The sequence below is a fragment of the Agrobacterium pusense genome (genome assembly GCF_013285525.1).
Lineage (GTDB): Bacteria > Pseudomonadota > Alphaproteobacteria > Rhizobiales > Rhizobiaceae > Agrobacterium > Agrobacterium pusense.
The window spans coordinates 938,627-956,302 of the sequence record NZ_CP053856.1 but is presented as its reverse complement, the minus strand read 5'-3'; the positions used below and the strand labels follow the sequence as shown (position 1 = coordinate 956,302).

Annotated in this window: 23 protein-coding genes; 8 read left to right on the top strand and 15 right to left on the bottom strand. The window is 60.2% G+C overall.

What is annotated here, in order from left to right:
• Window positions 1–5: 5 nt before the first annotated feature.
• Both accC and aat read left to right on the top strand, forming a co-directional pair.
• On the top strand, window positions 6–1,352 hold the full coding sequence (gene accC, locus HQN82_RS04685) for an acetyl-CoA carboxylase biotin carboxylase subunit (protein WP_004441425.1): 1,347 nt from the start codon (window positions 6–8) through the stop codon (window positions 1,350–1,352).
• A 6-nt stretch (window positions 1,353–1,358) separates the two neighbouring features.
• Window positions 1,359–1,973, top strand: coding sequence for a leucyl/phenylalanyl-tRNA--protein transferase (aat, locus tag HQN82_RS04680; RefSeq protein ID WP_142181456.1), 615 nt, complete (start codon window positions 1,359–1,361; stop codon window positions 1,971–1,973).
• Window positions 1,974–1,986: 13 nt separating this feature from the next.
• On the opposite strand, the gene HQN82_RS04675 is transcribed toward aat, so the two are convergent.
• The 5 genes from HQN82_RS04675 to gatB all read right to left on the bottom strand — a co-directional run bounded on the left by HQN82_RS04675 (window position 1,987) and on the right by gatB (window position 5,848).
• The gene (locus HQN82_RS04675) at window positions 1,987–2,424 is read right to left on the bottom strand and encodes a DUF2155 domain-containing protein (protein WP_004441417.1); all 438 of its coding nucleotides are present in this window, start codon (window positions 2,422–2,424) and stop codon (window positions 1,987–1,989) included.
• A 130-nt stretch (window positions 2,425–2,554) separates the two neighbouring features.
• Window positions 2,555–2,953 (bottom strand): NADH:ubiquinone oxidoreductase subunit NDUFA12, encoded by a 399-nt coding sequence (locus tag HQN82_RS04670; RefSeq protein WP_004441414.1) that lies wholly within the window; start codon window positions 2,951–2,953, stop codon window positions 2,555–2,557.
• 109 nt (window positions 2,954–3,062) lie between these two features.
• The gene (locus HQN82_RS04665; RefSeq protein ID WP_044458778.1) at window positions 3,063–3,536 is read right to left on the bottom strand and encodes a GNAT family N-acetyltransferase; all 474 of its coding nucleotides are present in this window, start codon (window positions 3,534–3,536) and stop codon (window positions 3,063–3,065) included.
• Window positions 3,536–4,030: a GNAT family N-acetyltransferase gene (locus HQN82_RS04660; RefSeq protein WP_112765755.1), complete on the bottom strand. Its 495-nt coding sequence runs from the start codon at window positions 4,028–4,030 to the stop codon at window positions 3,536–3,538. The genes HQN82_RS04665 and HQN82_RS04660 overlap by 1 nt, the downstream gene beginning before the upstream one ends.
• Window positions 4,031–4,342: 312 nt before the next feature.
• A complete protein-coding gene (gene gatB / locus HQN82_RS04655) occupies window positions 4,343–5,848 on the bottom strand; it encodes an Asp-tRNA(Asn)/Glu-tRNA(Gln) amidotransferase subunit GatB (RefSeq protein ID WP_006698017.1) in 1,506 nt (501 codons plus the stop codon).
• Between the two features lie 151 nt (window positions 5,849–5,999).
• Here gatB and HQN82_RS04650 point away from each other — a divergent pair, with 151 nt between their 5' ends.
• Window positions 6,000–6,332 carry a DUF1294 domain-containing protein gene (locus tag HQN82_RS04650; protein ID WP_034496217.1) on the top strand — a complete coding sequence of 111 codons (333 nt, stop codon included), beginning with the start codon at window positions 6,000–6,002 and terminating at the stop codon, window positions 6,330–6,332.
• Here the strand turns inward: HQN82_RS04650 and HQN82_RS04645 are convergent.
• On the bottom strand, window positions 6,314–6,823 hold the full coding sequence (locus HQN82_RS04645; protein ID WP_112765754.1) for a GNAT family N-acetyltransferase: 510 nt from the start codon (window positions 6,821–6,823) through the stop codon (window positions 6,314–6,316). The genes HQN82_RS04650 and HQN82_RS04645 overlap by 19 nt on opposite strands.
• A 273-nt stretch (window positions 6,824–7,096) precedes the next feature.
• Between HQN82_RS04645 and HQN82_RS04640 the strand changes: the two genes are divergently transcribed.
• The gene (locus tag HQN82_RS04640; RefSeq protein WP_006698014.1) at window positions 7,097–7,354 is read left to right on the top strand and encodes a YjhX family toxin; all 258 of its coding nucleotides are present in this window, start codon (window positions 7,097–7,099) and stop codon (window positions 7,352–7,354) included.
• Between the two features lie 56 nt (window positions 7,355–7,410).
• Here HQN82_RS04640 and HQN82_RS04635 read toward each other — a convergent pair whose 3' ends face one another.
• The 4 genes from HQN82_RS04635 to HQN82_RS04620 all read right to left on the bottom strand — a co-directional run bounded on the left by HQN82_RS04635 (window position 7,411) and on the right by HQN82_RS04620 (window position 10,557).
• Complete coding sequence (locus tag HQN82_RS04635; RefSeq protein ID WP_112765753.1) at window positions 7,411–7,884, bottom strand: GNAT family N-acetyltransferase; 474 nt, start codon at window positions 7,882–7,884, stop codon at window positions 7,411–7,413.
• 20 nt (window positions 7,885–7,904) lie between these two features.
• A complete protein-coding gene (gene gatA, locus HQN82_RS04630) occupies window positions 7,905–9,386 on the bottom strand; it encodes an Asp-tRNA(Asn)/Glu-tRNA(Gln) amidotransferase subunit GatA (RefSeq protein ID WP_112765752.1) in 1,482 nt (493 codons plus the stop codon).
• Window positions 9,387–9,440: 54 nt separating this feature from the next.
• On the bottom strand, window positions 9,441–9,728 hold the full coding sequence (gene gatC, locus HQN82_RS04625) for an Asp-tRNA(Asn)/Glu-tRNA(Gln) amidotransferase subunit GatC (RefSeq protein ID WP_004441400.1): 288 nt from the start codon (window positions 9,726–9,728) through the stop codon (window positions 9,441–9,443).
• Window positions 9,729–9,852: 124 nt separating this feature from the next.
• Window positions 9,853–10,557 (bottom strand): metal-dependent hydrolase, encoded by a 705-nt coding sequence (locus HQN82_RS04620; protein ID WP_112765751.1) that lies wholly within the window; start codon window positions 10,555–10,557, stop codon window positions 9,853–9,855.
• Between the two features lie 84 nt (window positions 10,558–10,641).
• Between HQN82_RS04620 and HQN82_RS04615 the strand changes: the two genes are divergently transcribed.
• Both HQN82_RS04615 and ruvX read left to right on the top strand, forming a co-directional pair.
• Window positions 10,642–10,944: a zinc ribbon domain-containing protein YjdM gene (locus HQN82_RS04615; RefSeq protein WP_022556051.1), complete on the top strand. Its 303-nt coding sequence runs from the start codon at window positions 10,642–10,644 to the stop codon at window positions 10,942–10,944.
• A 14-nt stretch (window positions 10,945–10,958) separates the two neighbouring features.
• Complete coding sequence (gene ruvX, locus HQN82_RS04610; RefSeq protein WP_006698011.1) at window positions 10,959–11,438, top strand: Holliday junction resolvase RuvX; 480 nt, start codon at window positions 10,959–10,961, stop codon at window positions 11,436–11,438.
• Here the strand turns inward: ruvX and HQN82_RS04605 are convergent.
• The 5 genes from HQN82_RS04605 to HQN82_RS04585 all read right to left on the bottom strand — a co-directional run bounded on the left by HQN82_RS04605 (window position 11,390) and on the right by HQN82_RS04585 (window position 15,310).
• Window positions 11,390–11,707, bottom strand: coding sequence for a DUF6105 family protein (locus HQN82_RS04605; protein WP_173614589.1), 318 nt, complete (start codon window positions 11,705–11,707; stop codon window positions 11,390–11,392). The genes ruvX and HQN82_RS04605 overlap by 49 nt on opposite strands.
• Entirely contained in the window at window positions 11,704–11,865 is a 162-nt protein-coding gene (locus HQN82_RS04600; protein ID WP_004441388.1) for a hypothetical protein, read from the bottom strand. The genes HQN82_RS04605 and HQN82_RS04600 overlap by 4 nt, the downstream gene beginning before the upstream one ends.
• A gap of 250 nt (window positions 11,866–12,115) precedes the next feature.
• Window positions 12,116–12,760 (bottom strand): TetR/AcrR family transcriptional regulator, encoded by a 645-nt coding sequence (locus HQN82_RS04595; protein WP_004441386.1) that lies wholly within the window; start codon window positions 12,758–12,760, stop codon window positions 12,116–12,118.
• A gap of 148 nt (window positions 12,761–12,908) precedes the next feature.
• Window positions 12,909–13,520 (bottom strand): GNAT family N-acetyltransferase, encoded by a 612-nt coding sequence (locus tag HQN82_RS04590; protein ID WP_173614588.1) that lies wholly within the window; start codon window positions 13,518–13,520, stop codon window positions 12,909–12,911.
• 137 nt (window positions 13,521–13,657) lie between these two features.
• Window positions 13,658–15,310, bottom strand: coding sequence for an acyl-CoA dehydrogenase family protein (locus tag HQN82_RS04585; protein ID WP_004441382.1), 1,653 nt, complete (start codon window positions 15,308–15,310; stop codon window positions 13,658–13,660).
• Between the two features lie 129 nt (window positions 15,311–15,439).
• Between HQN82_RS04585 and HQN82_RS04580 the strand changes: the two genes are divergently transcribed.
• Window positions 15,440–16,381 carry an aspartate carbamoyltransferase catalytic subunit gene (locus HQN82_RS04580; RefSeq protein WP_003502441.1) on the top strand — a complete coding sequence of 314 codons (942 nt, stop codon included), beginning with the start codon at window positions 15,440–15,442 and terminating at the stop codon, window positions 16,379–16,381.
• The gene (locus tag HQN82_RS04575) at window positions 16,378–17,670 is read left to right on the top strand and encodes a dihydroorotase (protein ID WP_107339739.1); all 1,293 of its coding nucleotides are present in this window, start codon (window positions 16,378–16,380) and stop codon (window positions 17,668–17,670) included. The genes HQN82_RS04580 and HQN82_RS04575 overlap by 4 nt, the downstream gene beginning before the upstream one ends.
• Window positions 17,671–17,676: the final 6 nt, after the last annotated feature.

The window sequence follows — 17,676 nt, the reverse complement described above, 5'->3', positions numbered from 1 at the left end:
TCAGCATGGTTTCGAAGATCCTCATAGCCAACCGCGGCGAAATTGCGCTGCGCGTCCTGCGCGCCGCCAAGGAGCTTGGCATTCCCACCGTCGCCGTGCATTCCACGGCGGACGCGGACGCCATGCATGTGCGCCTCGCCGACGAAAGCGTATGCATCGGCCCACCACCTTCGCGTGACAGCTACCTCAACATCCACCAGATCGTTGCGGCCTGCGAAATAACAGGTGCGGACGCCGTTCACCCCGGCTACGGCTTCCTGTCGGAAAACGCCAAGTTTGCCGATATCCTTGACGCGCACGGTATCACCTTCATCGGGCCGACCGCCGAGCATATCCGCATCATGGGCGACAAGATCACCGCCAAGCAGACGGCGCAGGAACTTGGCATTCCCGTGGTTCCCGGCTCCGATGGCGAAGTGAAGCCTGAGAACGCGCTGGAAATCGCACGCACGATCGGCTTTCCGGTCCTCATCAAGGCAACCGCCGGCGGCGGTGGTCGCGGCATGAAGGTGGCGAAGACCGAGGCCGATCTGGAAGAGGCCGTTGCGACTGCCCGCTCCGAAGCGGCAGCAGCATTCGGCAACGACGCCGTCTACATGGAAAAGTACCTCGGCAAGCCACGCCATATCGAAGTGCAGGTGTTCGGCGACGGTGAAGGCAATGCCATTCATCTCGGAGAGCGCGATTGCTCGTTGCAGCGTCGCCACCAGAAGGTGCTGGAGGAAGCCAACTCTCCGGCTCTGACGGTTGAACAGCGCATGAAGATCGGCGAGATTTGCGCGAGCGCCATGCGCAAGCTGAAATATCGCGGTGCCGGCACCATCGAGTTCCTTTATGAAAACGGCGAGTTCTATTTCATCGAAATGAACACACGTCTGCAGGTGGAGCATCCGGTCACGGAAGCGATTACCGGCATGGATCTCGTGCAGGAACAGATCCGCGTCGCATCGGGTCAGGGCCTCTCGGTCACGCAGGCCGATATCGAATTCCATGGCCACGCCATCGAATGCCGTATCAATGCCGAAGACCCGCGCACCTTCGTTCCCTCGCCTGGCACGCTGACCTATTTCCACACGCCGGGCGGCCTTGGTGTGCGCGTCGATTCGGGCGCCTATCAGGGCTACAAGATCCCGCCCTATTACGACAGCATGATCGGCAAGCTCATCGTTCACGGCCGCGACCGTGACGAATGCATTCGCCGCCTGCGTCGGGCGCTCGACGAATTCGTCGTCGACGGCATCAAGACCACGCTGCCGCTTTTCCAGGATCTTCTTCAGAACGAGGATATCCTGAAGGGCGATTATGATATCCACTGGCTGGAAAAATATCTGGCCGGTGACGCGTCTCACTAAGACGATATGGCTGGGCGGCGCAGCAGAAATAACGACATAACGGTCGATATCCTGCTGCGCGCCTATTCCGCCGGCCTGTTTCCGATGGCCGATTCGGCTGACGATCCCGAGCTTTTCTGGGTCGAGCCGGAGGTGCGCGGTATCATCCCGCTCAATTCCTTCCACATTTCCAAAAGCCTCGCCAAAGTGATGCGCAAGAAGCCATTCGACATACGCTTCAACACCGCTTTCGAGGCTGTCATGGCGGGCTGCGCCGCAGAGGCGCCGGACAGGCCAAGTACCTGGATCAACGCCACCATTCGCAGGCTTTATAGCGAACTGCATCAGATCGGCCATGCCCATAGCGTCGAGGCCTGGGAAGGCAAGGAGCTCGTCGGCGGACTCTACGGCGTTTCGCTGGGAGCGGCATTCTTCGGCGAAAGCATGTTCTCCCGTCGCACCAATGCATCGAAGATTTGCCTCGTGCATCTGGTGGAGAGATTAAAAGCAAGTGGCTTCGTGCTGCTCGACACTCAATTCACGACGGAGCATTTGAAAACGTTCGGCGCCATCGATGTGCCGAAGCTTGAATATGCGAAAATGCTCGACGTCGCCGTCAATCGGCCGAGTCTGCAATTCTAGACGTTACCTTGGGTTATTTGCTTGCCGTAGAGGGAGCAGGCACTTCCGAGTCCTGTTTGCAACCCGTCAGCCATACGTCATAGATCGGGTGTTCCACGGCGTTGAGGCCGGGGCTGTCGGCGAACATCCAGCCGGTGAAGATGCGACGGATTTTACGGTCGAGGGTGATTTCATCCACTTCGACAAATGCGTCGATCTTCTGCGCTTCCGTCTGGTCGCGCGAATAACAGACCTTCGGCGTGACCTGAAGCGCGCCGAACTGCACCGTCTCATCGATATAGACATCGAAGGACGTGATGCGGCCCGTGATCTTGTCGATGCCGGAAAAGACTGCAACACGGTTTTCAAGCCGGGCGGCGGAGACGGGCGAGATGAGGAAGGCAGCAGAAACCGCCGCGAACAGCGTCACCGTCAGCGCACGCAAAGAACGGTCCCGCGTGATTTTCCTCATACGATGTGTCTCCAAAATTTGCCTGTGTCGGGACGCCGACCGGATCAACGCCTAAGGGCGGAATGTGGCAAAAACCGGTGAGGCCGGATGCATGCGCGGCGTTTTGCACAACACCGCGCATCGCGATAGCTCAGTTGCCGGGTGTCCAGGCGTCGTAGTCGCCGGTCACACGCGGGCGCTCCCCGGCCACAGCCAGCGAGCCCTGAGGGCGATAGGCCTTGGACGAGCCTGTGAGGTTTGGCTGGTGCGGCTTCTGCCACTCGCGCGCAACGTAGCTTTCCTGGCTCGGCGGAACGTCGGTGCGATAGTGCATCCAGCCATGCCAGCCGGGCGGAATGGCAGAGGCCTCAGCGTAGCCGTTATAGATCACCCAGCGGCGCGGCATGCCCCAGGAGGTGGTGCCGCCTTCGTAATAGGTGTTACCCAACTCGTCCTGCCCCACCTTCTTGCCGAAACGCCAGGTGTGAAACCGCGTTCCGATCGTCTGGCCGTTCCACCAGGTGAAGATTTGCGTCAGGAGAGTCTTCATTCTACGTTCCTCGGGCTTGAATGCGCCGCAGCGATTTTCCGTGCACGGCACAAGACATGCTTATGCCGCCCCTCACGCCAATTGTCCAGCATTTCAAGATATATCCGTGCTATTTCAGCTTCATCCTGAAGCCTAGATGCCGCTTCTCGAAACCCAGCCGCTCGTAGAAGCGGTGCGCGTCCAGCCGGGCCATGTTGGAGGTGAGCTGCGCGGCTTTCAGGCCCTGACGGCGGGCTTCATCAAGACAATAATTGATCATCACCGCGCCGATGCCGCGACCGCGCATGTCGGCCCGTGTCTGCACCGCTTCGATGACCATAGACTTGGCCCCTCGCCCGACGAGCTTGGTGAGGATCGCCGTCTGAAAGGTGCCGACCACCTCGCCATCCAGTTCGGCGACGTAAAGCGTTTCGCTCGGCGACGCCTCGATCGCCCGGAAGGCGGCAAGATAATCGGGCTGTGCCGATTCGTCCGCCGTATCGCCGTGGCCGCCGATCTCGTCAGCGGCAAAAATGGCGGCGAGCGCCGGCAGATCGTCTTCACGGGCCGTTCGAATTATCAGATTTTCCAGGGTCGCGTTCATCAGGTCAGGCTCTTTTCCATCACGATGCCGGGCAGCCCCTCGATACCCGCCATGCGCTCGATTCGGTCCACCTCGACAAATCCGACGCCTTCATAGAAGTTGATTGCGACAGTATTTTTGGGCTCAACCTCAAGCCGCATGATTTCCGCGTCGGGAAAGCAGGTTTCTAGCTCTGCGAAGAGATCGCGGCCGACACCCTGCCGCTGTAAATCGGGCGCCACGTAAAGCTGGTGCAACAGCGCCGTCTTCGCCATCTTGGTCGACATGGAGCCGTAAGCCATGCCGCCGATCCGCTTGCCGTCATCGGCGACAAGGAACTCGCCGCCTTTCTTTTCGACGCGGTCTTTCATGGCCTGCGGCGAATGCCAGGCTGCGATCAGCTGGTTGACCTTATCCGCGCCGTAGATCGCGTCATAGGTCGCGTGCCATGTCGTCGCGAGCAGCGCCCGGACTGGCTCGATGTCACGCAGGCTGGCTGTGCGGATGAAAAACATGATCTGGCTCCGTCTTGAAACAGAAATGCCGGGCGTGGATCCCGGCAGAAGTGATGTCAGTCGCCCTTTTTGGACGTCATCCTCTGGTTTGCCCCACCGTGTGGCTTAATCGGGAATAATCCGGACTAAAACCATTACTTCCGTCATGCCGGTCCCCGGAACAAGCCCGAGGATGATCCGGCATCCAGCCGACTCGCGTCTGCGCGGTGAAAAGAGTCTTTTCAGCCCAAGGACTTGGGCTGGCTGGATCCCGGCTCAAGGCCGGGATGACGGAGACCCTCTGCCGTTACTCGAGCGGGAGGCAGCCGTCGCTTACTCTTCCTCGATTCCGAGCTTCGCTTTCACCAGCGCCTGCACCGCCTGCGGGTTGGCCTTGCCGCCCGTCGCCTTCATGACCTGACCGACGAACCAGCCGGCGAGCGTTGGCTTCGCCTTGACCTTCTCGACCTGATCCGGGTTGGCGGCGATGATCTCGTCAACGGCCTTTTCGATGGCGCCGGTGTCGGTCACCTGCTTCATGCCGCGGGCTTCAACGATCTCGGCCGGATTACCGCCCTCGTTCCAGACGATTTCAAACAGATCCTTGGCGATCTTGCCGGAGATGGTCTCGGCCTTGATCAGATCGATGATGCCGCCGAGCTGTTCGGGCGACACCGGCGTCGTCTCGATGTCCTTGCCGGACTTGTTCAGCGCGCCGAGCAGGTCGTTGATGACCCAGTTGGCGGCAGCCTTTGGATCGCGTCCGGCGGCGACGGCTTCGTAATAATCGGCAATCGCCTTTTCTGAGACCAGAATCGAGGCGTCGTAGACCGAGAGACCGAGATCAGCCACGAAACGAGCCTTTTTGTCATCAGGCAGTTCCGGCAGATCGACCTTCAGTGCCTCGACGAAAGCATCATCGAATTCGAGCGGCAGCAGGTCCGGATCGGGGAAATAGCGATAGTCATGCGCGTCTTCCTTGGAGCGCATGGAGCGCGTCTCGCCCTTGCCGGGATCGAACAGGCGGGTTTCCTGATCGATGACGCCGCCATCTTCCAGAATGGCGATCTGGCGACGCGCCTCATATTCAATCGCCTGACCGACGAAGCGGATGGAGTTGACGTTCTTGATCTCGCAGCGCGTGCCGAAGCCTTCGCCCGGACGGCGCACGGAGACGTTGACGTCGGCGCGCATGGAGCCTTCGTCCATGTTGCCGTCGCAGGTGCCAAGGTAACGCACGATGGAGCGCAGCTTGGTGAGATAGGCCTTCGCCTCATCCGACGAACGCATGTCCGGCTTGGAGACGATTTCCATCAGCGCCACGCCCGAACGGTTCAGGTCCACGAAGGACATGGTCGGGTGCTGGTCGTGCATCGACTTGCCGGCGTCCTGCTCCAGATGCAGGCGCTCGATGCCAATCTCGATATCCTCGAAATTGCCCTGACGGTCGGGACCAAGCGAAATGGTGATGGTGCCTTCGCCTACGATCGGATCCTTGAACTGCGAAATCTGATAGCCCTGCGGCAAATCGGGATAGAAGTAGTTCTTGCGGTCGAAGATCGAGCGATTGTTGATCTTGGCCTTGAGGCCGAGACCGGTGCGCACCGCCTGCTTCACGCATTCCTCGTTGATAACAGGCAGCATGCCGGGCATGGCCGCATCCACCAGCGACACGTTGGAATTCGGCGCATTGCCGAAGGTGGTGGAGGCGCCGGAGAACAGCTTGGAATTGGAGAGAACCTGCGCATGCACCTCCATGCCGATCACGATTTCCCAATCGCCGGTGGCGCCGGGAATGAAGCGTTTCGGGTCGGGGGTGCGCACGTCTACAAGGGTCATCTGAAGCTCACGATATACGGGTTCTTTGGCCTTGGTGGGTAGAACAAATGAAGCGCTGGCGCAAGACATCTTGCACCCCGTCGCGCGACGGCCGGAATTTTCGAAGACATCGGATACGCGTTTTTTACCCTTACAGGTTTCAATTCACGCCATGCAAACGATCGCTCTCTGCTTCCTGGCCTATATCGCCTTCAATCTCTTCGTCTTTCTTGTCTATTGGTGGGACAAGGAAGCGGCGAGGAATGGCGGATGGCGTATCCGGGAAAGCACGCTGCTTTTGCTCGCGCTCGTGGGTGGCAGTGCGGGCGCTATCTCGGCGCAAAGGTTGCTGCGGCACAAAACCCGCAAGGAACCGTTTCGCAGCAAGCTGATATCGATCGTCATCTTGCAGGCGGGCCTCGTCGCATCGCTCCTCATCACGCCGGACTGGCCGATGCGGCTGATGGCCACTCTACAAACCCTGTTTCAGAACGCCGGCCCGTAAAGACCACTCTCGACCTCAGCCAGTTGCTTCTGCAGGCCCACCGATTGCACCTCGCGGTCCAGCTTCGGCGCATAGGAAACCGAGAGCCAGCGAATGCTATAGCCATGGTAGCGGAAAAAGGCGACGGCCGGTTCATTCTGGGCATGGGTTTCAAGCCGTATGGTCTCGAAGCCCTTTTCCTCTATCAGTCGTTCGATGTCGCCCAGCAGGCGGCTGCCGACGCCCCTCCGCTGAAACTCCGGATCGATCCAGAAGTCGGAAATCTCCTCGTCAAAATGCTCCCGTGCGGCCCAACCCGCAACCGCGCCGCTGAATTCCGCCACGCGAATTGCAAGCCAGGACGAGCGGGTGAAATTGGAAAAGGCGCTCGCCGCATTGTCGTAAAGCGTCGGTGTGATGCCGAGAGCCGCGGTTGCCTGCCGCCACGCCCTGAGGCCGATGGCCGCCAGAACCTCCGCTTCCTGCTCATACGCGTTGCGAATGACGATCAAGCCGCGCCCTCCTTGGCCGTTTGAAGTAAACCATTGCGGGTGCGATTCGACCAGCGTGGTTTTCCCGCTCCTTGCGGGACTTGACCGCGCCGGTTTGGCCCATTACCCAAAAGGAGCAAGAACGGAGTTTTTATGTTCGCTCAATCGGAGTCCCGGTAAAGGCCCTGCCCGCAAGTTTCTTGCGCGCCGGGCCAAATGAAACCGAGCCGGATGCCCTAACGGCACCCGGGTTTGCTTTCACGCGTCTAGAAGACGCCGACCGGACTTCCAACAATGGACATTTCCCGCGCCGAACAGCGCATTCTTCACCTGCTCGCCCAGGGCGGCAGAATTGAACTCGTTCGAGACGACGCCCGCAAAATTGAAAAACTTTCGCTCTTCACGCGCGAAGGATGGATTTTCAGCGGCCTCGATCTCCTCACCTTCCGCAAGCTGAAACGGAAGCGAGCCATCGCCTCCTCCGGTGGCAAGCCCTACCGCATTACCACGCGCGGGCTGGAACTTGTGAGGGGTGAGCTGGACAACCGATAAACTGACCGGGCGGCGGCAATGCCGTCGCCCGGCAGTTCGCCACGCGGCATCGACGGTCACAAATTATAAGAGAGCATTTGCTCCAGCTTCACCTTCTCAAGTTCGACTTTCATGATGTCGGACCATTCCATGCCGCGCCAGACGATCTGAAAGCCGCAACGCTGGTAAAGACCTATGGCGGCGCGATTTCTCGCATGGGTGTCGATGGTGGCAAGCGGCAGGCCCGCAGCCCGCATCCTGTCGAGAAAGTGGAGGATCAGCGCTTTGCCAATCCCCTTGCCCTGCCAGGTAGGGTCCACCCACAGATCGGAAATATGATGAGGCTTGGCATCGCAAGCGCCCCAACCGACGACAACACCGTCGATTTCGGCCACAACGACATCACCAGTCGGAGACTTGGCGAAGCTTTCGAATTCGCCCCTCACCCGCTCGATGACATGGGAATCGAGATAGGCGGCGTCGAAGGCTTCACCGGCACGCCATGCGGCAAAACCGACAAAGCCGACCGCATCGCGATCGGCTTCGTTCATCTGTCTGAGCTTGAGACTGCTTACCACCACTTGGCAGGCGTGAACTTGCCCGCTGCCTGCTCGATGGCGTGGGCCGTCTTGAACAGCGTTTCTTCTTCGAACGGCTTGCCGATGAGCTGCAGGCCAAGCGGCAGGCCCTTGCCATCAAGACCAGCAGGCACCGAGAGGCCGGGAAGACCGGCCATGTTGACGGTGATGGTGAAGACGTCCTGCAGGTACATCTTGACCGGATCGGAAGCGAGTTCCTCATCACCGACAGCGAAGGCGGAAGACGGCGTGATCGGCGCCAGAATGGCGTCCACACCCTCGTGGAAGACGTTTTCGAAGTCGCGCTTGATGAGCGTGCGGACCTTCTGCGCCTTGAGATAATAGGCGTCGTAATAACCGGCCGAAAGTACATAGGTGCCGACCATGATGCGACGCTGCACTTCCTTACCGAAACCGGCGGCGCGGCTCTTTTCGTACATGTCGGCAATGTCCTTGCCGTCGACGCGCAGGCCGTAGCGGACGCCGTCATAACGGGCAAGGTTGGACGAGGCTTCTGCCGGTGCGACGATGTAATAGGCGGGAAGCGCGTATTTGGTGTGCGGCAGTGAGATGTCGACCACCTCTGCACCGGCGTCACGCAGCCATTCGACGCCCTTGGCCCAGAGCTTTTCGATTTCGTCAGGCATGCCGTCAACGCGGTATTCCCGGGGGATACCGATCTTCAGCCCCTTCAGCGACTGGCCGATAGCCTTTTCGTAATCCGGCACAGGAAGGTCAACCGAGGTCGTGTCCTTGGCGTCGACGCTTGCCATGGTCTTCAGCAGGATGGCCGCGTCGCGCACGTCGCGGGCAATCGGGCCAGCCTGATCGAGCGACGAGGCGTAAGCGACAATGCCGAAGCGCGAGCAGCGGCCGTAAGTCGGCTTGATGCCGACGGTGCCGGTGAAGGCCGCCGGCTGGCGGATGGAACCGCCGGTATCGGTTGCGGTGGCGCCGGCGCAAAGATGCGCGGCAACGGCAGCGGCCGAACCGCCCGAGGAGCCGCCAGGCACCAGCTTCTGCTCGGAACCATTGGCGCGCCACGGGTTGATGGCCGGGCCGTACCAAGAGCTTTCATTGGACGAGCCCATGGCAAATTCGTCCATGTTGAGCTTGCCGAGCATGACGGCGCCCTGATCCCAGAGGTTCTGGGTGACGGTGGATTCGTATTTCGGCTTGAAGCCATCGAGGATGTGCGAGCAGGCCTGGGTATGAATGTCACACGTTGCGAAAAGGTCCTTCACGCCGAGCGGAATACCTTCCAGCTCACCCGCGGAACCGGCAGCAATACGGCCGTCGGAGGCTTTCGCCATCTCGCGCGCCTTTTCGGGCGTCGTCGCCACATAGGCGTTCAGCGCACCGTTGGCGGTGTCGATGGCGGAGAGATAGGCGTCGGTGAGCTCAAGGGCGGAAAATTCTTTCGCCTTCAGCTTCTCGCGGGCTTCGGCAATGGTCAGGCTCGTCAGGTCGGTCATGGTCGGCAACGGCTTTCGAAAATCTCGGAAAAATCGGGCGGCAAGATGGATCGATTACTCGACCACTTTCGGCACCATGAAGAAATTGCGATCGGTCGCGGGCGCGTTGGCGACGATGTCGTCCGCCTTGTCGCCATCGGTCACCTCGTCGGCGCGCTTCTTCATCGCCACCGGCGTCACCGACGTCATCGGCTCGACGCCATCCACATTCACTTCCGAAAGCTGCTCCACGAAACCGAGTATGCCATTCAGCTGGCCGAGCATGTTCTGTGCTTCGTCTTCAGTGACAGCGATACGGGCAAGGCGCGCAACACGCTTTACGGTGGCGAGATCGACGGACATGGTTTTACTCCGATGGGATATTTCCCATTCGCTATAATGACCATGTCCGTCCTTCGCAACGGTAGAAAGCATGTCGCGGCTAACTCTGCGGCGGTTTTGCGCTCACGACATGCGGCGTTGACGCTTAGAAGGACAGGACGTCGCCCGCCCTGGATGTGTGGACGCGCGCTTCGGCACCTTCCATGCCGGCCACGAATTTCTCCGGCGTCTGGTCGATTATCGGGAAGGAGCCGTAATGGCAGGGAAGCACGTGCTGGAACTTGAAGAAGCGCTGGCAGGCAAGCGCCGCCACAGCTCCGCCCATGGTAAAGCGGTCACCGATCGGCACGAGACCGATATCAGGCTGATGCAGTTCATTGATGAGCTTCATGTCGGAGAAGATATCCGTATCGCCCATATGGTAGACGGCCGGACCGTCCTCGAAATGCAGCATTAGGCCGTTGGCATTGCCGAGCGAATGGGAAACGCCGTCCTCGGTGATCTGGGCGGAGGAATGCAGCGCATTGGTGAAGGTAACCGAGAAACCGTCAAAATGAACGGTGCCGCCGGTATTGCCCATATCGACCTTCGCAACACCCTTGGCGGAAAGCCACGCGGCTAGATCGGCATTCGCCAGCACGGTCGCACCCGTCTCGCGGGCAAGCTGCACGGTATCTCCGACATGGTCGCCATGGCCGTGGGTCAGCAGAATATGGGTGACGCCTTCGGCTGCAGACTTGCCATCCTGCCCTGCAAAACCGGGGTTGCCGGTGAAAAACGGATCGATGAGAATCTTCGCGCTGCCGTTTTCCAGACGGAAGGCGGAATGGCCGAGCCAGGTGATTTTCATGGGAAGTTCTCCTTTGTATTGCCGGTATAATATGACATAGGACGGCCGGAACAACCGCACTACCTGTATTTAAGAGGGGCGACAATGGCCGCTGACAATGACGATTATGTGTACGACGAAGCGACCGGCGAATGGCGCCCTGCTTCCGAACTGGCCGCAGAAGCGGCACGCGCGAAGGAAGTGCGCGATGCAGCAGGCAATGTGCTCGCGGATGGCGATTCCGTGACCTTGATCAAGGATCTGAAAGTCAAGGGCACCAGCACCGTCATCAAGCAGGGCACGGTCATCAAATCGATCCGGCTGACCGATAATCCGGAAGAAATCGATTGCAGGCATGATGCGGTGAAGGGTCTGGTGCTGCGCACCGAATTCGTCCGCAAGCGATAAGGACAGCACGCGACATGGCAACACTCACCATCGAGGAACTGGCGGCAACGCTTCAGCCCGCGCAGGCAATTGCCGGCCTCGACCTTGGTACGAAAACCATCGGGCTCGCCATGTCGGATCTGTCGCGGCGTTTTGCGACACCGCGCCCCGTTATCAAGCGCGTGAAATTCACGCTGGATGCGGAAGTGCTGCTGGCCTTCGCTGAAAAGGAAAAGGTCGCCGCCTTCATTATCGGCCTGCCGATGAACATGGACGGCTCCGCCGGGCCCCGCGTGCAGGCAACCCGCGCCTTCGTGCGCACCATGGGCGAAAAAACCGCCCTGCCCTTCGTTTACTGGGATGAGCGGCTTTCGACCGTTGCGGCAGAGCGCGCTCTTCTCGAAATGGATGTGTCTCGCGCCAAGCGGGCCGAACGCATCGATTCGGCGGCGGCGAGCTTCATTCTTCAGGGTGCGCTGGACAGGCTTTCCGCACTCACCCGCGCGGCCGACTGACGGCCCTGCCACCAGGCGTAAATCTGCCTGCGCTTGCGGAAACCGAGAATCACAAAAACGATCAGGCTGTCGACCGCAATGGCACGCGCCACCAGCGGCGGCAGGCTTTCTGGCGGAAGTCCGAGAATATTCCCGTATATCTCGAAGACGAGATCGTGGGTCTGACGTGTGAGCATGTAGAAGCCGAAGCTCATGTCGTAATAGGAAAGCCAGTACCAGCTGCCCAGCACCGCGACAGGACCGGCCCAGAGGATCAGAAACCACTTCATGCCGCCTGCCCCCGCACAAACAGTGTATCGGGGATGCCAGCAAGCACCGCCCAGCGCGCCACGGCCATCAGGCAGAGGTTCAGCGCCGGCACGTCGATATCCAACGGCAGCATAGCAAAAAACGTCATCATGACGCCCAAAGCTGTCCAGCGGCTCACTTGCGGCTCCCTTATGCGCAATCATTGCGCATGGTTAACATTTCGTTAATCCACACTGGACCGGCCGCGATGGAGAGGCAAATGAAAGCTGTGATTATGGTTAACGGCGGGCGGCCGGCATGTGGAAAACAACGTGACCGGCTGAACGGACGGACGCGCCGAGCGGTTGCCGGCCCGGTAAGAACATGGCTGATTTTTCTTTAATGCCCAGCTTCCAGCGCGGCTGCCTGGGCCCGTGTCTGAGACCGGTTCAGCCGTAAACGCCCCGCACCAGCCTTTTGACGGCAGTGGCGATCTTGTCCCAGTCCCGATCCGATTTGAGCGCAACACCGGCAAACTGCCCGCTGGTGGCGGCGGAAATGACAAGGTGCTGGATGGCGGCGAACAGCACGGCATTGACGGCGGCGGTATCAACACCCTTCGGCGCCGCCAGCGAACCGCGCATGCGCTCCAGCCATTTGCCAAGCGACTTGGCACGGGCTTCCGCCAGCTGGCGCACCTGCGGCGAGCCGTCGGAAACTTCCCAGGCGATGATTTTGCAGACAAGAGGGTCGCTGCGCAGCGCATCCATGAAGTAGAGCGCCAGCTTTTCCATCAGATCACCATAGGTCAAAAGGAACATGCCGCCGGTATCTTCCGGAATGCGATCCTTCACCCAAGACCCGAGATCCTCACCGATCGCCTCAATCAGACCATCGAGGCCGCCGAAATAACGGTAGATCAGCTGCTTGTCGCAGCCGGCACGGCGAGCAACGGCATTGATCCCGAAGCCCTGAAATCCCTCTTCGGCAAGCAGCGACCGCGCCGCATTAAAAATCGCCTTCTCGGTCTGAGCGCGATCCTTGATGCGCTTTTCCGGTCTGTCGGCTGAAATCGCCTCTGCGGTCGCCAGCATGATTCCCTACCCGTTTTCTGAAAGCCTGACTACACGGGTTAACAAAGCATGAAGGCAAGGACAATGTGATGGGAAGATTGGACGGAAGGTTCCTGTGGATGACGTGGCAGGGCCAACAATATCGCCCCGCATTCCCAGCGTGAGCCGCTCACTCCAACCCCATGCCAAACCACACGCTGCCGGGGGTTTCGTGGCTGTCCAGACGCTTGAAACCTCGGGTTTCCCAGAAACGCATTCCGGCCAGGTTGCGTTCGCTGGCGCCGAGGTGGATGCCGTAGACGTTGTTCTGTCGGGCCATATCCAGCCAGCGCGACAGGAGCCGGGTGCCGCCGCCCTTACCCTGCGTGCGTGGCAAAAGGTTCATGTGTATGTGGGCGGGGAACGGGTCGGTGAGCCAGGCCGGGGTGCGGCGTGGGTGGTGAATGAAATGGGCGCGGCGCTGGTCGGCGTCCCATGTCTGCTGGTCGCCCCCAGGATCGGCATAGATGGCGCGCAGATGCGGCCACCATTCCCGCTCCAGTCGCTCGTCATGCAGGGCCGTATCGAGCGCGCCGACGATGTAACCGCAGACGCCTTCCTCATCCTCGGCAACGAATACAGCATCCGGCCACAGATGCAGATAGGGCACGGAATAGATATGCCCCACCATGCGGCCATCGTTGTAAAGTGGCGTGGCATCCTGGCCGGCATCGCCGGTGGCGAGGCTTATGGCATAGAGCGCGTCTTCATCCTCGGAACGAGCGGAGCGAAAAGTCAGCATCGGCCGCCATCCTCCATTGCCGCGCCTCGATGTGCGAAGCTATCGTGACAGACAAGAATACGTCCTAGGCCATTGCTGTTCTTCAAATCCGAGACCCCTCCCGCCGGAACTGTAAAAACTTCATCCGCATCCATCGCTCAAGCTGCAGGCGGATAAAGAAGATCGATTATATAAGTCGGATCGAAGCGGGAATCGAGCATGCCGTAAGTATGCCGCCAGCCACCGGCAAGCCGGGTTTCGAGGAAGGCATCGGCAATCTTGCCGGCGCCGAGGCGGCAAAGCTCGGCGGCAGCGGCCGCAAGCGCGAACTGCTCCACCAAAAGGCGAGCTGCCCCCTCATCACGTTCGGCAAGTGCGATTGCGGCGCGCAGCACGTCCGTTGTCTTCTTCCCGGCAGGTCCGAGATCACGCTCCAGCGTCTGGAAGACAAGATCGAACAGGTCCTTGCCGCGCTGAAGAACCCGCAGGACATCCAGCGCCATGACGTTGCCGGAGCCTTCCCAGATGGCATTGACGGGCGCTTCGCGATAGTGGCGGGCAATCGGCCTCTCTTCCACGTAACCATTGCCGCCAAGGCATTCCATGGCTTCGTAGATAAGCGCCGGCGCAATCTTGCAGCACCAGTATTTGACGATCGGCGTCATCACCCGCGCATAGGCGGCTTCGGCCGGATTGTTGCGGGCGGCATCAAAAGCACTCGCCAGCCGGAAGGAAAGCGCGGTCGCGGCTGCTACATCGAGCGCCATGTCGGCGAGCACGCGCGTCATGATCGGCTGGGTGACCAGCATCTTGCCGAAAACGGAGCGACCGCGGGCGTAGTGCACGGCTTCGGCGAGCGAGGCGCGCATCATGCCGGCCGACGCCAGCGCGCAATCGAGCCGCGTCAGCGTCACCATGTCGAGAATCGTGCGAATGCCGCTACCGGGATCGCCAAGCAGATAACCGAAGGCATCGGTGAATTCGACTTCGGCGGATGCATTGGATCGATTGCCCAGCTTGTCCTTCAAACGCTGGAAGTGCAGACCATTTTTCGAACCGTCCTCGAGATAACGCGGCACGAGGAAACAGCCCATGCCGTCACCCATCTGGGCCAGCATGACAAAACCATCGCTCATCGGCGCAGACAGGAACCACTTGTGGCCTGAGAGACGGTAGATGCCCTCGCCCACCCGCTCTGCCGTGGTGCGGTTGGCGCGCACATCAGTGCCGCCCTGCTTTTCCGTCATGCCCATGCCGATGGTGACGGCAGTTTTCTGCAAGGCCGGCTTCTGTGCGGAATCATATTTGCGCGAGAGGATCTTCGGCGCCCATTCCTTCTGCACACGCGGAGACGCCATGATGGCGGCAACGGAAGCGCTGGTCATGGTCAGCGGGCAGAGATGACCGGCTTCCAGCTGCGAGGTCAGGTAGAACTTCGTCGCGCGGGCCTTGTGCTCGTTACCGCGCGTGTCGGGCGAGTTTTCCCACACGCTGGAATGCAGGCCCGACGACATGGAACGGCGCATCAGCGCGTGCCATGCCGGGTGGAATTCCACCTGGTCCAGACGCTCGCCCCGCGGGCCGTGTGTGTGCAGCTGCGGCACGCCTTGGTTCGCCATACGCGCCAGTTCCTGCGCCTCATGCGAGGTGACATAGCGGCCGATCTGATCGAACTCGTCCCTCAGATTGCGTGACAGGCCGGAGGTCAGATCGACGATCAGCGGATCGGAACGATAGGCGTTGATACCGGACCAGAGGCTGGGCTGGTTCAGTTCGGCGAGCTGTTCTTCTGTCCGGTTCATGCCTGTCATTCGCATCCTTCTATCGGGATTCGTGCTTTATTGCGTGTATATGCCAAAACCCGGCTTATCGCATGCTTGCCCGCAACGCCACCTGTCTTTATAGACCCGTTGACTATTGCGACCCGGAGGACAATTTCCATGGTCTTTTTTCCCCATCGCCATCTCCTCGGCATCAAGGGGCTTTCCCATCAGGATATTACCCTGCTTCTCGACAAGGCTGATGAGGCGGTGAAAATCAGCCGCCAGCGCGAGAAAAAGACCTCGACGCTTCGGGGCCTGACACAGATCAATCTCTTCTTCGAAGCTTCGACGCGGACGCAATCCTCCTTCGAACTTGCCGGAAAGAGGCTTGGCGCAGATGTGATGAACATGTCGGTCGGCAACTCCTCGGTGAAGAAGGGCGAAACGCTGATTGACACGGCGATGACGCTGAATGCCATGCGCCCGGATGTGCTTGTCGTGCGCCACTCCTCGGCCGGTGCCGCAGCGCTTCTCGCCCAAAAGGTCGCCTGCTCCGTGGTCAATGCCGGCGACGGCCAGCACGAGCACCCGACGCAGGCGCTGCTCGATGCGCTGACCATCCGCCGCGCCAAAGGTGAGCTTTCAGGTATCACCGTAGCGATCTGCGGCGACGTACTGCACTCGCGCGTTGCCCGCTCCAATATCATCCTTCTCAACCAGATGGGCGCGCGGGTTCGTGTCGTCGCACCGGCCACGCTTCTTCCTTCGGGCATTCGCGACATGAGCGTGGAAGTCTTTCACGACATGAAGGAAGGGTTGAAGAATGCAGATGTGGTGATGATGCTGCGCCTCCAGCGTGAGCGCATGTCCGGCTCCTTCGTGCCTTCGGTGCGTGAATATTTCCATTATTACGGTCTGGATGCCGAAAAGCTGAAGGCGGCCAAGGAAGATGCGCTTGTCATGCATCCCGGCCCGATGAACCGCGGCGTGGAAATCGCCTCCGAAGTGGCCGATGGCCCGCAGAGCGTCATCGAAAGCCAGGTTGAAATGGGGGTCGCCGTGCGCATGGCCGTCATGGAAACCCTGCTTGTCTCGCAAAATCAGGGTGAGCGCGTATGAGTGCCGTTACCGTTCTCAAGAACCTCCGCATCGTCGATCCCTCCCGTAATCTCGACGAGAACGGCAGCATCGTCATCGGCGCCGATGGTACCATTCTTGCTTCAGGAAAAGACGCTCACAATCAGGGTGCGCCCGACGGTGCGACGGTGCGCGACTGCAAGGGTGTCGTGGCCGTTCCGGGTCTGGTGGATGCCCGCGTCTTCGTTGGTGAACCCGGCGCCGAACACCGCGAAACCATCGAATCCGCATCGCGTGCGGCAGCGGCCGGCGGCGTCACCAGCATCATCATGATGCCTGATACGGATCCCGTGATCGATGACATCGCCCTTGTCGAATATGTGAAAAAGACGGCGCGTGACAAGGCAATCGTCAATGTGCATCCGGCAGCCGCCCTGACCAAGGGCCTGCGGGGCGAGGAAATGACCGAATTCGGCATGCTGAAGGAAGCCGGTGCGGTGGCCTTCACCAACGGCCGCAAGGCGCTGTCCGATACGCTGGTGCTGCGCCGCGCCATGACCTATGCCCGTGAACTCGGCGCTGTCATCGCGCTCGAAACCCGCGACAAATATATCGGCGGCGGCGATATGAACGAGGGGCTTTTCGCGAGCTGGCTCGGCCTGTCAGGCGTTCCCAAGGAAGCCGAGATCATTCCGCTGGAGCGTGACCTGCGCATTGCCGGCCTGACGCAGGCGATCTACCACGCCGCCAAGATTTCCGTGCCGGAATCGGCAGAGGCGATCCGGGCTGCGCGGCAGCGGGGCGTGAAGGCCACCTGCGGCATCTCGATCAATCACCTGACGCTCAATGAAAACGATATCGGCGAATATCGCACTTTCTTCAAGCTCTCCCCGCCGCTGCGCGCCGAAGACGACCGCAAGGCAATGGTGGAAGCGCTGAAGGACGGCACGATCGATATCATCGTCTCTTCGCACGACCCGCAGGATGTCGATACCAAGCGCCTGCCGTTTTCGGATGCTGCGAGCGGTGCGGTCGGGCTCGAAACCATGCTGGCGGCGGCGCTGCGCCTCCACCACAGTGGTGAAGTTCCGCTGATGCGGCTTATAGATGCGCTCTCCACCCGCCCGGCCAAGATTTTCGGTCTCGATGCAGGAACGCTGAAAGCGGGTGCCAAGGCCGATATCACCCTGATCGACCTCGACGAACCGTGGCTCGTGGCCAAGGAACAGCTGGTCTCGAAATCCAAGAACACGCCGTTCGAGGATGCCCGGTTCAGCGGTCGCGCCATCGCCACTTATGTGGCTGGCAAAGCCGTTCATTCCTTGGCATAAGATCAT

Excerpts from the sequence above, each read along its gene's own strand:
- accC (WP_004441425.1), top strand. The coding sequence starts at position 6 with ATGGTTTCGAAGATCCTCATAGCCAACCGCGGCGAAATTGCGCTGCGC.
- aat (WP_142181456.1), top strand. The coding sequence starts at position 1,359 with ATGGCTGGGCGGCGCAGCAGAAATAACGACATAACGGTCGATATCCTG.
- HQN82_RS04675 (WP_004441417.1), bottom strand. The coding sequence starts at position 2,424 with ATGAGGAAAATCACGCGGGACCGTTCTTTGCGTGCGCTGACGGTGACG.
- HQN82_RS04670 (WP_004441414.1), bottom strand. The coding sequence starts at position 2,953 with ATGAAGACTCTCCTGACGCAAATCTTCACCTGGTGGAACGGCCAGACG.
- HQN82_RS04665 (WP_044458778.1), bottom strand. The coding sequence starts at position 3,536 with ATGAACGCGACCCTGGAAAATCTGATAATTCGAACGGCCCGTGAAGAC.
- HQN82_RS04660 (WP_112765755.1), bottom strand. The coding sequence starts at position 4,030 with ATGTTTTTCATCCGCACAGCCAGCCTGCGTGACATCGAGCCAGTCCGG.
- gatB (WP_006698017.1), bottom strand. The coding sequence starts at position 5,848 with ATGACCCTTGTAGACGTGCGCACCCCCGACCCGAAACGCTTCATTCCC.
- HQN82_RS04650 (WP_034496217.1), top strand. The coding sequence starts at position 6,000 with ATGCAAACGATCGCTCTCTGCTTCCTGGCCTATATCGCCTTCAATCTC.
- HQN82_RS04640 (WP_006698014.1), top strand. The coding sequence starts at position 7,097 with ATGGACATTTCCCGCGCCGAACAGCGCATTCTTCACCTGCTCGCCCAG.
- HQN82_RS04635 (WP_112765753.1), bottom strand. The coding sequence starts at position 7,884 with ATGAACGAAGCCGATCGCGATGCGGTCGGCTTTGTCGGTTTTGCCGCA.
- gatA (WP_112765752.1), bottom strand. The coding sequence starts at position 9,386 with ATGACCGACCTGACGAGCCTGACCATTGCCGAAGCCCGCGAGAAGCTG.
- gatC (WP_004441400.1), bottom strand. The coding sequence starts at position 9,728 with ATGTCCGTCGATCTCGCCACCGTAAAGCGTGTTGCGCGCCTTGCCCGT.
- HQN82_RS04620 (WP_112765751.1), bottom strand. The coding sequence starts at position 10,557 with ATGAAAATCACCTGGCTCGGCCATTCCGCCTTCCGTCTGGAAAACGGC.
- HQN82_RS04615 (WP_022556051.1), top strand. The coding sequence starts at position 10,642 with ATGGCCGCTGACAATGACGATTATGTGTACGACGAAGCGACCGGCGAA.
- ruvX (WP_006698011.1), top strand. The coding sequence starts at position 10,959 with ATGGCAACACTCACCATCGAGGAACTGGCGGCAACGCTTCAGCCCGCG.
- HQN82_RS04605 (WP_173614589.1), bottom strand. The coding sequence starts at position 11,707 with ATGAAGTGGTTTCTGATCCTCTGGGCCGGTCCTGTCGCGGTGCTGGGC.
- HQN82_RS04595 (WP_004441386.1), bottom strand. The coding sequence starts at position 12,760 with ATGCTGGCGACCGCAGAGGCGATTTCAGCCGACAGACCGGAAAAGCGC.
- HQN82_RS04590 (WP_173614588.1), bottom strand. The coding sequence starts at position 13,520 with ATGCTGACTTTTCGCTCCGCTCGTTCCGAGGATGAAGACGCGCTCTAT.
- HQN82_RS04585 (WP_004441382.1), bottom strand. The coding sequence starts at position 15,310 with ATGACAGGCATGAACCGGACAGAAGAACAGCTCGCCGAACTGAACCAG.
- HQN82_RS04580 (WP_003502441.1), top strand. The coding sequence starts at position 15,440 with ATGGTCTTTTTTCCCCATCGCCATCTCCTCGGCATCAAGGGGCTTTCC.
- HQN82_RS04575 (WP_107339739.1), top strand. The coding sequence starts at position 16,378 with ATGAGTGCCGTTACCGTTCTCAAGAACCTCCGCATCGTCGATCCCTCC.